The 411-nt window shown below is 38.7% G+C and carries 1 protein-coding gene; it reads right to left on the reverse strand.

Going from position 1 to position 411, the window contains the following annotated elements; genetic code table 11:
* Window positions 1-411 (reverse strand): DDE-type integrase/transposase/recombinase (locus J8M01_RS23820; protein ID WP_211059608.1); only part of this gene is annotated, 411 nt, incomplete at both ends.

The raw sequence follows: 411 nt of genomic DNA on the forward strand, positions 1-411 counted from the left end.
AATTAGTTATCTTGAGGCTGCATAAAATTCTGCAAAAGAGCTGTACTAAATTGGGTGGAGTTACACTTTGTGTTATTTGATAACGCCATAACCTTTGCCTGAATTTTGTTGAACTATACTGACAGCCTTGATCCGAATGGAACATAACCCCTCTAGGTTTGCCTCTTTGTTCATATGATCTATCTAATGCTTTGATAGTTAGGGCTGTATCTGGCTTTTCTGACATGGCCCAGCCAATAGTTCGCCTTGCATATAAATCAATTACTACTGCTAAATATGACCACTTCTGACCAGTCCAAATATACGTAATATCTCCACACCACACTTGATTTTGGCTATGCACATCGAACTCTCGATTTAACTGGTTTGGTATATCAGGTCGTTCATTCACCGTCACTTTATATGCATGTA

The sequence above is a fragment of the Pseudoalteromonas sp. MMG005 genome, assembly GCF_018101015.1.
In the GTDB taxonomy this organism is placed as follows: Bacteria; Pseudomonadota; Gammaproteobacteria; order Enterobacterales; family Alteromonadaceae; genus Pseudoalteromonas; species Pseudoalteromonas aurantia.